This is a genomic window from Methylobacterium sp. WL9 (assembly GCF_008040035.1).
Classification (GTDB): Bacteria; Pseudomonadota; Alphaproteobacteria; order Rhizobiales; family Beijerinckiaceae; genus Methylobacterium; species Methylobacterium thuringiense.
The window spans coordinates 1-10,590 of record NZ_VRVE01000113.1; the positions used below are offsets into that span (position 1 = coordinate 1).

General features: G+C 67.1%; 10 protein-coding genes. 9 read left to right on the forward strand and 1 reads right to left on the reverse strand.

What is annotated here, in order from left to right; translation table 11 throughout:
• The first annotated feature begins 120 nt into the window (after positions 1 to 120).
• The 6 genes from FV217_RS20605 to recA all read left to right on the forward strand — a co-directional run bounded on the left by FV217_RS20605 (position 121) and on the right by recA (position 5,104).
• Positions 121 to 1,011, forward strand: coding sequence for a F0F1 ATP synthase subunit gamma (locus FV217_RS20605; protein ID WP_147819404.1), 891 nt, complete (start codon positions 121 to 123; stop codon positions 1,009 to 1,011).
• Between the two features lie 85 nt (positions 1,012 to 1,096).
• A complete protein-coding gene (gene atpD, locus FV217_RS20610) occupies positions 1,097 to 2,554 on the forward strand; it encodes a F0F1 ATP synthase subunit beta (protein ID WP_147819406.1) in 1,458 nt (485 codons plus the stop codon).
• 67 nt (positions 2,555 to 2,621) lie between these two features.
• Positions 2,622 to 2,873: a hypothetical protein gene (locus FV217_RS20615; RefSeq protein ID WP_147819408.1), complete on the forward strand. Its 252-nt coding sequence runs from the start codon at positions 2,622 to 2,624 to the stop codon at positions 2,871 to 2,873.
• An 85-nt stretch (positions 2,874 to 2,958) separates the two neighbouring features.
• Positions 2,959 to 3,363, forward strand: a complete 405-nt coding sequence (locus tag FV217_RS20620; RefSeq protein WP_147819410.1) for a F0F1 ATP synthase subunit epsilon — start codon at positions 2,959 to 2,961, stop codon at positions 3,361 to 3,363.
• 125 nt (positions 3,364 to 3,488) lie between these two features.
• Positions 3,489 to 3,881: a cupin domain-containing protein gene (locus FV217_RS20625; protein ID WP_147820225.1), complete on the forward strand. Its 393-nt coding sequence runs from the start codon at positions 3,489 to 3,491 to the stop codon at positions 3,879 to 3,881.
• A 140-nt stretch (positions 3,882 to 4,021) separates the two neighbouring features.
• Positions 4,022 to 5,104 carry a recombinase RecA gene (recA, locus tag FV217_RS20630; protein WP_147820227.1) on the forward strand — a complete coding sequence of 361 codons (1,083 nt, stop codon included), beginning with the start codon at positions 4,022 to 4,024 and terminating at the stop codon, positions 5,102 to 5,104.
• Between the two features lie 154 nt (positions 5,105 to 5,258).
• On the opposite strand, the gene gcvP is transcribed toward recA, so the two are convergent.
• Entirely contained in the window at positions 5,259 to 8,105 is a 2,847-nt protein-coding gene (gene gcvP / locus FV217_RS20635; RefSeq protein ID WP_147820228.1) for an aminomethyl-transferring glycine dehydrogenase, read from the reverse strand.
• A 183-nt stretch (positions 8,106 to 8,288) separates the two neighbouring features.
• Between gcvP and FV217_RS20640 the strand changes: the two genes are divergently transcribed.
• The 3 genes from FV217_RS20640 to FV217_RS20650 form a co-directional block, all read left to right on the forward strand.
• The gene (locus FV217_RS20640; RefSeq protein WP_147820230.1) at positions 8,289 to 8,615 is read left to right on the forward strand and encodes a type II toxin-antitoxin system RelE/ParE family toxin; all 327 of its coding nucleotides are present in this window, start codon (positions 8,289 to 8,291) and stop codon (positions 8,613 to 8,615) included.
• On the forward strand, positions 8,596 to 8,943 hold the full coding sequence (locus FV217_RS20645) for an addiction module antidote protein (RefSeq protein WP_147820232.1): 348 nt from the start codon (positions 8,596 to 8,598) through the stop codon (positions 8,941 to 8,943). The genes FV217_RS20640 and FV217_RS20645 overlap by 20 nt, the downstream gene beginning before the upstream one ends.
• Positions 8,940 to 10,590 (forward strand): UvrD-helicase domain-containing protein (locus tag FV217_RS20650; RefSeq protein WP_246683061.1); only part of this gene is annotated, 1,651 nt, incomplete at its 3' end. The genes FV217_RS20645 and FV217_RS20650, both read left to right, overlap by 4 nt.

Genomic DNA, 10,590 nt, shown 5'->3' on the forward strand with positions numbered 1-10,590 from the left:
GGGTCGGGGTGGGGGTGGCGCAGACGGCACCACCACGCCCCATCCTGAACCACCCCCACCTCCGGCTCCTCCCCACAAGGGGGAGGAGAGGGCTCTCGGAACCGGTCTGGATATTCCTCGATGCCGAGTTTGAAGGATCTGCGGAATCGCATCACTTCGGTGAAGTCGACGCAGAAGATCACCAAGGCCATGCAGATGGTCGCCGCCGCCAAGTTGCGACGCGCCCAGAACGCCGCCGAGAGCGGCCGGCCCTACGCGGAAAAGATGTCCGCGACGCTCGGCAACCTCGCCGCGAACCTCGTCGGCGGCGTCGGCGCCCCGAAGCTGCTCTCCGGCACGGGTGACGACAAGACCCACCTGCTCGTGGTCTGCACGGCCGATCGCGGCCTGTGCGGCGCCTTCAACTCGTCGATCGCGCGCCTCGCCGCCCGGCACGCCCGCAAGCTCGCGAGCGAAGGCAAGACGGTCAAGATCTTCACCGTCGGCAAGAAGGGCTACGACATGCTCCGCCGGCAGTTCCGGGCGGAGATCGTCGAGAACATCGACATCCGCGGCACCAAGCCGGTGGACTACGCCTTCGCCAGCGAGATCGCGGACAAGATCCTCGCCCGCTTCGATGCCGGCGAGTTCGACGTGGCGACCCTGTTCTATTCGCAGTTCAAGTCGGTGATCTCGCAGGTGCCGACGGCGCAGAAGCTGATCCCGGCCGAGCTGCCGAGCACCGACGGCAAGACCACGACCGGCGCCTCCGCGGATGCCGCCATGGAGTTCGAGCCGAGCGAGGAGGCGATCCTCACGACGCTGCTGCCGAAGAACCTCACGGTGCAGATCTACAAGGCGCTCCTCGAGAACGCCGCCTCCGAGCAGGGCTCGCGCATGAGCGCCATGGATTCCGCCACGCGCAACGCGGGCGAGATGATCAAGAAGCAGACGCAGATCTACAACCGCACGCGTCAGGCCATGATCACCAAGGAACTCATCGAGATCATTTCGGGCGCGGAAGCGCTCTGACCCACAGGGCGCTCTCCGACGGGCCGGATGCCGGTTCGTCGCCAGGGAGCGCGACGCAACAGATCATCTGAAGGACACGCTCTCCATGGCGAACACCGCTTCCCCCGCCAACACCTCCAAGGGCCGCATCACCCAGGTCATCGGTCCGGTGATCGACGTGCAGTTCGACGGCCACCTGCCGGAGATCCTGAACGCGCTCGAGACCACCAACCAGGGCAACCGCCTCGTCCTCGAAGTTGCCCAGCAGCTCGGCGAGAGCACCGTCCGCTGCGTGGCGATGGACACCTCGGAAGGCCTCGTGCGCGGCCAGGAGGTCTCCGACACCGGCGCGCCGATCAGGGTGCCGGTCGGCCACAACACGCTCGGCCGCATCATGAACGTCATCGGCGAGCCGATCGACGAGGCCGGCCCGATCCACTCGGACACGCTGCGCGCCATCCACCAGCCGGCCCCGGCCTATACCGAACAGTCGACCGAGTCGCAGATCCTCGTCACCGGCATCAAGGTCGTCGATCTGCTCGCCCCCTACGCCAAGGGCGGAAAGATCGGCCTGTTCGGCGGCGCCGGCGTCGGCAAGACCGTGCTGATCATGGAGCTGATCAACAACATCGCGAAGGTGCACTCCGGCTACTCGGTCTTCGCCGGCGTCGGCGAGCGTACCCGCGAGGGCAACGATCTCTACCACGAGATGATCGAGTCCAAGGTCAACAAGGACCCGAAGGAGAACGGCGGCTCGGCCGAGGGCTCCAAATGCGCACTGGTCTACGGCCAGATGAACGAGTCCCCCGGCGCCCGCTCGCGCGTTGCGCTGACCGGCCTGACGATCGCCGAGGATTTCCGCGATCAGGGCCAGGACGTGCTGTTCTTCGTCGACAACATCTTCCGCTTCACGCAGGCCGGCTCCGAGGTCTCGGCGCTTCTCGGCCGCATCCCCTCGGCCGTGGGCTACCAGCCGACCCTGTCGACCGACATGGGCGCTCTGCAGGAGCGCATCACCACCACCACCAAGGGCTCGATCACCTCGGTTCAGGCCATCTACGTGCCGGCCGACGACTTGACCGACCCGGCGCCCGCCGCCTCCTTCGCCCACCTGGACGCAACCACGACGCTGTCGCGCTCGATCGCCGAGAAGGGCATCTACCCGGCGGTGGACCCGCTCGACTCGACCTCGCGCATGCTCTCCCCCGCCATCCTCGGCGAGGAGCATTACGACGTCGCCCGCCGCGTTCAGCAGACGCTGCAGCGCTACAAGGCGCTCCAGGACATCATCGCGATCCTGGGCATGGACGAGCTCTCGGAAGAGGACAAGCTGACCGTGGCCCGCGCCCGCAAGATCGAGCGCTTCTTCTCGCAGCCCTTCTCGGTCGCCGAGGTGTTCACCGGCTCGCCGGGCATCCAGGTGCCGCTGGAAGACACCATCAAGGGCTTCAAGGGCCTCGTGAACGGCGACTACGACGACCTGCCGGAGGCCGCGTTCTACATGGTCGGCACGATCGAGGACGCCAAGGAAAAGGCCAAGAAGCTGGCCAAGGACGCCGCATAACTTTTTGCCGGTCTCGGGGCGCTTTCGGCGTCGGATTTCCAGACTCGACGCCTGAAAGCACACCGGTATGAACGCCAAGATCGTCCTTCTGATGGTCGGACTCGTGGTCGGCGGCCTTGCCGGCTACCTGACCCGGCCCCAGGCCGCCGAGATCAAGATCGGACCTCTCAGCCTCGAGGTCCAGGACAAGGATTCCGTCGCGGGCGCCCGCGGCGGCGAGTTGACCACCGGCCAGCTCCAGCATGTCGGCCTGTTCGCCCTCATCGGCGCGGTCGTCGGCTTCGGGGCCGGTTTCGTCGCCGACCGCGGCCGGCGCTGACACACTCATCGGTGCATGACGCGGAAAAGTGGGAACCGGTTTTCCGATAACGTCTTGCAACAGCAAATGAACTGACGGACGCGCTATGGCCACCTTCCACTTCGATTTCGTCGGCCCCGAGCGGACGCTGTATTCCGGCGAGGTCGAGGCCGTTCAGATCCCCGGCACCGAGGGCGAGATGACCGTGCTGCCGGGCCACGCGCCCGTGCTGACCACCCTCAAGGTCGGGGTGATCACGGTCACCGAGAAGGCCGGCAGCGGCAAGCGCATCTACGTCCAGGGCGGCTTCGCCGATATCGGCCCGAACTCTGTCACCGTCCTCGCCGAGCGCGCCGCGCCGATCGAGGAGGTCAACGCAGGTGTGATCGACAAGGAGATCGAGGCCGCCGAGCTCGCCCGCGACGCCACGGAAGACCTCGAGAAGCGCGAGCAGCTCAACGGCCAGATCGTGCAGCTGCGCGAAGCCAAGCACGTACTCGGCGCCAACTGATTTTTTGGGATTTGCCCGCTCCGGCGGGTCGAAACGATTTCTGCGCCTGCTGGAAGCCTGCTTCCGGTGGGCGTTTTCGTGCACGGCAAACCCGTGCCATCCTCGATGAAAATCGAGGAACGCTCATGCCCCGTCATCGTCTCGTCCGTGTGATCGCAACCCTTGCCGTGCTCGCGGCCGGCAGCGCCTCGGCCCAGGAGGTGAAACGGACCGAACTCGGCCGCACGCCGGTCTCGGGCGTCGCGGGCAAGGAAGTCGTCATGCAGCTCGTCGAGATCCCGCCCGGGGCGACCTCCCAACGCCACTTCCACAACGGCGAGGAAGCCTTCTACGTCCTCGAAGGCGGCACGGCGCAGACACCCGGCAAGGACGTCAAGGCCCGGCCGGCGGGCGAGCACGGCATCAACCTGCGCGAGGTGCCCCATGCCGGCTACGCCAACGTCGGCAGCACGACGTTGAAGATCCTGTCGGTCTACGTGGTCGACACGAACAAGCCGCTGCAGGTGCCGGTGCCCTGAGCGGTTGCTCGCTCCTGTAGAACGAATATCGAACTTTCATCCGGCCGGCATCTTGCCGAAAGAGAACAAAAAGGGTACGAAATCCGCTGCGGCGCCGCATTGAGAACACCGTCCGCCCCATGCATAAGGATGCCCGACTGATGGCCCAGCCCGCGCTGAAGATGGTGGAACCCTCGACGATGGATAAGGACAAGTCGAAGGCGATCGACGCCGCGCTGTCCCAGATCGAGCGTGCCTTCGGCAAGGGCTCGATCATGAGGCTCGGCAAGAACGACAAGATCGCGGAGGTCGAGACCGTGTCCACCGGGTCGCTCGGGCTCGACATCGCGCTCGGCGTCGGCGGCCTGCCCCGCGGCCGCGTCATCGAGATCTACGGGCCGGAATCCTCGGGCAAGACCACGCTGGCGCTGCACACGATCGCCGAGGCTCAGAAGACGGGTGGCGTCTGCGCCTTCGTCGATGCCGAGCACGCCCTCGACCCGGTCTATGCGCGCAAGCTCGGCGTCCAGCTCGACGACCTGCTGATCTCGCAGCCCGATACCGGCGAGCAGGCGCTGGAGATCACCGACACCCTCGTTCGCTCGGGCGCCATCGACGTGCTCGTGATCGATTCGGTGGCGGCCCTTACGCCGCGCGCCGAAATCGAAGGCGAGATGGGTGACAGCCAGCCCGGTCTTCAGGCCCGCCTGATGAGCCAGGCCCTGCGCAAGCTCACCGGCTCGATCTCGCGCTCGAAGTGCATGGTCATCTTCATCAACCAGATCCGTATGAAGATCGGCGTGATGTATGGCTCGCCGGAGACCACCACCGGCGGCAACGCGCTCAAGTTCTACGCCTCGGTCCGCCTGGACATCCGCCGCATCTCGACCCTGAAGGATCGCGACGAGGCCATCGGCAACCAGGTCCGCGTCAAGGTCGTCAAGAACAAGGTCGCGCCGCCCTTCAAGCAGGTCGAGTTCGACATCATGTTCGGCGAGGGCGTGTCGAAGGTCGGCGAGCTGATCGACCTCGGCGTGAAGGCCGGCATCGTCGAGAAGTCCGGCGCCTGGTTCTCCTACGACAGCCAGCGCCTCGGCCAGGGCCGCGAGAACTCCAAGGGCTTCCTGCGCGACAACCCGGCCATCGCCGACAAGATCGAAGCCTCGATCCGCCAGAATTCCGGCCTCGTCGCCGAACGGATCCTGGAGACGGTCAAGCCGAGCGCGGATGAACTCGACGATTGAGCAAGAATCCCCTCCCGCCCTCTGCGGGGGAGGGTGGCCCTTGCATCAGCAGGGGTCGGGAGAGGGGAGCGCCCTCTCCTGAAACGGTGCTCCCCTCTCCCGACCCGCTCCGCGGGCCACCCTCTCCCGCAGAGGGGAGAGGGTTTCAGGATCCCTACTCCGCCGCCTCGGTATAAGCCTCCACCGGCGGACACGAGCACACCAGATTTCGGTCGCCATAGGCGTTGTCGACTCGGTTCACCGGCGGCCAGTACTTGTCCATGCGGAGCGATCCGCCCGGAAAGCAGCCGGCCTCGCGGGAATAGGGCCGCTCCCAGGCGCCGATCAGGTCCTGCACCGTGTGCGGCGCGTGCTTGAGCGGGTTGTTGGCCCGGTCCATCCGCCCCTCCTCGATCGCCCGGATCTCGTCGCGGATCGCCAGCATCGCGTTGCAGAACCGGTCGATCTCACCCTTGGTCTCGGATTCCGTCGGCTCGATCATCAGAGTGCCGGCCACCGGCCAGCTCATGGTCGGCGGGTGGAAACCGGCATCGATCAGGCGCTTGGCGACGTCGTCGACGCTGATTCCGGCGCTCTTCTGGAACGGCCGGACGTCGACGATGCATTCGTGCGCCACGCGGCCGTTCCGGCCCGAATAGAGGATCGGATAGGCGCCCTCGAGCCGCTTGGCGATGTAGTTGGCGTTGAGGATCGCCACCCGTGTCGCCTGGGTCAGGCCGCGCCCGCCCATCATCAGGCAGTAGCTCCACGAGATCGGGAGGATCGAGGCCGAGCCGAAGGGGGCGGCCGAGACCGCGCCCTCCTCGCCCGAGCGTGGATCGCTCGGCAGGAAGGGAATCAGGTGCGCCTTGACGCCGATCGGTCCCATGCCCGGCCCGCCGCCGCCATGGGGAATGCAGAAGGTCTTGTGCAGGTTGAGGTGGCTGACGTCGGCCCCGATGTCGCCAGGGCGGGCGAGGCCGACCAGCGCGTTCAGGTTCGCTCCGTCGAGATAGACCTGTCCGCCATGGCCGTGGACGATGTCGCAGATCTCGCGCACGCGGGTCTCGAACACCCCATGCGTCGAGGGATAGGTGATCATGCAGGCCGCGAGGTTTTCGGTGTGCTGCTCGGCCTTGCGTGAAAAGTCGTCGACGTCGATGTTGCCGTGCGCGTCGGCGCCGACCACCACGACGCTCATGCCGCACATCTGTGCCGAGGCCGGGTTTGTGCCGTGGGCCGAGGAGGGGATCAGGCAGACGGTGCGGTGCCCCTCGCCCCTCGAGATGTGGTAGCGCCGGATCGCGAGCAAGCCGGCATATTCGCCCTGCGCCCCCGAGTTCGGCTGCATCGAGATCGCGTCGTAGCCGGTGATGTCGCAGAGCTTTTGGCTGAGGTCGTCGATCAGCTCCTTGTAACCGAGCGCCTGGTCGTCGGGCACGAAGGGGTGGATTTCTGAAAACTCCGGCCAGGAGATCGGCAGCATCTCGGCGGTGGCGTTGAGCTTCATCGTGCAGGAGCCGAGCGGGATCATCGCCCGGTCGAGCGCCAGGTCGCGGTCGCTGAGACGGCGCATGTAGCGCGTCATCTCGCTCTCGGCCCGGTTCATGTGGAAGATCGGGTGCGTGAGGTACTCCGAGGTCCGCTCCAGCGCCTTGGGCAACCGTTGCTCGGGATAGGCCTCGTCGTAGTCGAGCGCCTGTCCCCCGAACGCCCGCCACACCGCCTGGACGATGTCCGGCCGGGTGCGCTGGTCGACCGAGATGCCGATGCGGTCCGCGCCGATCTTGCGCAGGTTCACGCCGTTCTCGACGGCGCTGCGCAGGATGACGCCCTGGAAGGCTCCGACCTCGACGGCAATCGTGTCGAAGAAATTTTTTGGCTGAACGTCGAAGCCCAAGGCTTCCAGCCCTTCGGCGAGGCGCACGGCGTCGCGGTGGACGCGGAGCGCGATGGCCTTCAGCCCGAGCGGCCCATGATAGACCGCGTACATCGAGGCGATCACGGCCAGCAGCACCTGGGAGGTGCAGATGTTCGAGGTCGCCTTCTCCCGGCGGATATGCTGTTCGCGCGTCTGGAGCGCCAAGCGATAGGCGCGGTTGCCGCGGGCATCCACCGAGACGCCGACGAGCCGGCCCGGCAGCCCGCGCTTGTGCGCGTCGCGGGTTGCCATGTAGGCGGCGTGCGGGCCGCCATAGCCCATCGGGACGCCGTAGCGCTGCATCGAGCCGATGGCGATGTCGGCGCCCATCTCGCCCGGCGCCTTCAGCACCGTCAGCGCCAGCGGATCGGCCGCCATCACCGCCACCGCCCCGGCGTCGTGGAGCGCCGCGATCGCGTCCGAAAAATCGTGGATCGCGCCGCAGACGCCCGGATACTGGAAGATCGCGCCAAAGACCTTCGACGGGTCCAAGTCCGAAAACGGGTCTCCGACCTCGATCTGCCAGCCGAACGGCGCGGCGCGGGTCTTCAGCACCGCGATGGTCTGGGGCAGGCATTCCCGGTCGACGAAGAAGGTCGTCTGGCCGTTCGTGGCGATGCGCCTGGCCATGCCCATCGCCTCCGCCGCGGCGGTGGCCTCGTCGAGCAGCGAGGCGTTGGCGACGTCGAGGGCAGTCAGGTCGCAGACCAGCGTCTGGAAGTTGATCAGCGCCTCGAGCCGCCCCTGGCTGATCTCCGGCTGGTAGGGCGAATAAGCCGTGTACCAGGCCGGGTTCTCGAAGATGTTGCGCTGGATGGCCGGCGGCATCGTGGTGCCGTGGTAGCCCTGGCCGATCAGCGAGACGAGCAGCCGGTTCTTGTTCGCCGTCGCCCGCATCCGCTCGATCGCCCGCCGCTCCGTGAGCGAACGCCCGAAATCGATGTACTCCGCCTGCCGGATGTCCGGCGGCAGCGTCTCGTCGATGAGCGCGTGCAGGGTTTTGGCGCCCACCACCTCCAGCATCTCGGCGATCTCCGAGAGCTTCGGGCCGATATGCCGCCGGGCTGCGAAATCGAACGGATCGTGCTTGTCGACCTTCATGGGGCTGGCCTCGCTGAAGACGCGATGGAAGTGCCGTGGTGCGACCCCTTTTTTGATTTTCGCACCGCTTGTGACAGCCTAGCCCGGCGGACGTCGCCTGGGGAGGTGCTGGTTGGTGCAAAGGCTGCCCATGACAACACCGGCGCCATGCTGTAACTTGCAGGTTACGGGCGTGGCAGCACGATGCTCAAACAGACCGATCAGTTCAGGGCATGGATCAGGGGGCTTCGCGACAGGGCGGCGGTCGGTGTCATCAACGGCCGCCTGAAGCGGCTCGACATGGGCAACCCAGGTTACGCGGCCCCTGTCGGTGACGGTGTCAGCGAACTCAAGATCGATGTCGGCCCCGGATACCGCGTGTATTATAAAGTCTTCGCGGATGGGACGACCGTTCTGATCGGAGGCGACAAGGCCGACCAGCCGCGCAACATCAAGGCCGCCAAGGCACTGGCGGACATCATCGGCCAGGAACTCAAGAGGCAGGCCAAAGATGTCGATCGATCTGACTGACTGGGATCCTTCCGAATATCTCGATGATGAGGACGCGATCCAGGCCTACCTCAATACCGCCTTCGAGGATGGCGACCCGAAGCTGATTGCATCGGCCATCGGTGACGTGGCGCGGGCCAGGGGCATGACACAGATCGCACGCGACACCGGTCTCGCGCGGGAAGCGCTGTACCGGGCTCTGTCGGACAAGGGCAATCCGGAGCTCGGCACCGTCATCGGCGTCCTGAAGTCGCTCAACTTGACTATGCGCGTGGAGACCATCGAACCATGTGCGGAGGAGCGATCGATTCCCGAGTTCGGAACGCCCGGACGGAAAGCTGCACGGTGACCGCCCGCTTCGTCGTCGACCCGCAGACGCAGGCCTCCCAGCGCCGGGCCGCAGACCCCCATGTCTCGGCCTGGGTCTCGGCCAACGCGGGCGCCGGCAAGACCAAGGTGCTCACCGACCGGGTGCTGCGGCTGCTGCTCGACGGCGCGCCGCCCGGGCGCATCCTCTGCCTCACCTTCACCAAGGCGGCGGCGGCCAACATGTCGATCCGCGTGTTTCAGCGCCTCGGCCGCTGGGTGACGCTCGACGATGACGCGCTCACCTCAGAACTCGTGGAACTCACCGGCGACAGGCCATCGCGGAAGGGCTTGAGCCTCGCGCGCCGGCTGTTCGCCCGCGCGGTGGAGACGCCCGGAGGCCTCAAGATCGAGACGCTGCACGCGCTCTGCGAGCGGCTACTGCACATGTTCCCGTTCGAGGCCAACGTGCCGGCACGCTTCGAGGTGCTCGACGAGAACCAGACCCGCGAGGCCTTCGCCGTCGAGACCGATTCGGTGCTGGCCGATGCCGTGCTCGGCAGCCGCCCCGACCTCCACATGGCCCTGGACGTGGTCGGGCCGGAGGCCGCGGGAGATGCGCTTCGCGAGGCGTTGCGCGGCGCGATGCGCAAGCGCGGCTTCTTCGCCGATGCCGGCCGCACCCTGGAGACGGGCCTCGCCGACCTTGCGCGGGCCCTTGGGCTGGCGGTGGGCGAGAGCGTCGCCACGGTCGAAGACCGCATCCTCGCGGGCGGCCTTGCCGGCGACACGGATCTCGCCGGCCGGCTGCGGACGGGCAAGGTCACCGACGAACGCATTGCGGACGGACTGATCGCAACCGGCGAGGCGGCGGCCCGGCCGGAGGCGCTGGAGGCCTATCGTTCGGTCTTCTTCACCGACAAGGACGAGCCCCGGAAGAGCTTTGGCACCAAGGCGGTGCCGGAGGACGTGCGGGAGACGCTCGCCGAGGAGCAGGCGCGGCTCGTCCCGCTGTTCGACCGGTTGCGGGCGGCGCGGACCCATGCCCGCACGCGCGCGCTGTTCGTGCTCGCCGCAGAGATCCATCGCCGGGTCGAGGCCCGGAAGGCGCGGCTCGGCGCGCTCGATTTCGACGACCTGATCCACAAGACCGTCGACCTGCTGCGCCGGGTCGACGCGACCTGGGTGCTGTACAAGCTCGATCGCGGCATCGACCACGTGCTCGTCGACGAGGCGCAGGACACCAATCCCGAGCAATGGGAGATCCTGCGCCGCATCACCGCCGAGTTCGCGGCGGGCGAGGGGTCCCGTGAGATCCTGCGCACCCGCTTCGCGGTCGGCGATCCCAAGCAGTCGATCTACAGCTTTCAGGGGGCCGAGCCGCGCCAGTTCGAGGAAACCCGCCGGGACTGGCGCAAGGCCGCCGGCGCGATCGATCTGCCTTTCGCGGATGTCGGCCTCACCCTCTCGTTCCGCTCCGCGGCCGGCGTGCTGCGAGCGGTGGACGCGGTGTTCGCCCTGCCGGAGCACTACGAAGGCCTGTCCTTCGACGACAAAGCCACCGGCACCGTCCACGGCTCGGCCCGCGGCGACGCCCTCGGTTCGGTCGAGATCTGGCCGATCGCCGAACCGGCCGAGGAGCCCGACCCCGACGCCTGGGCCGCGCCCGTCGACGCGCCCGAGGCCAACG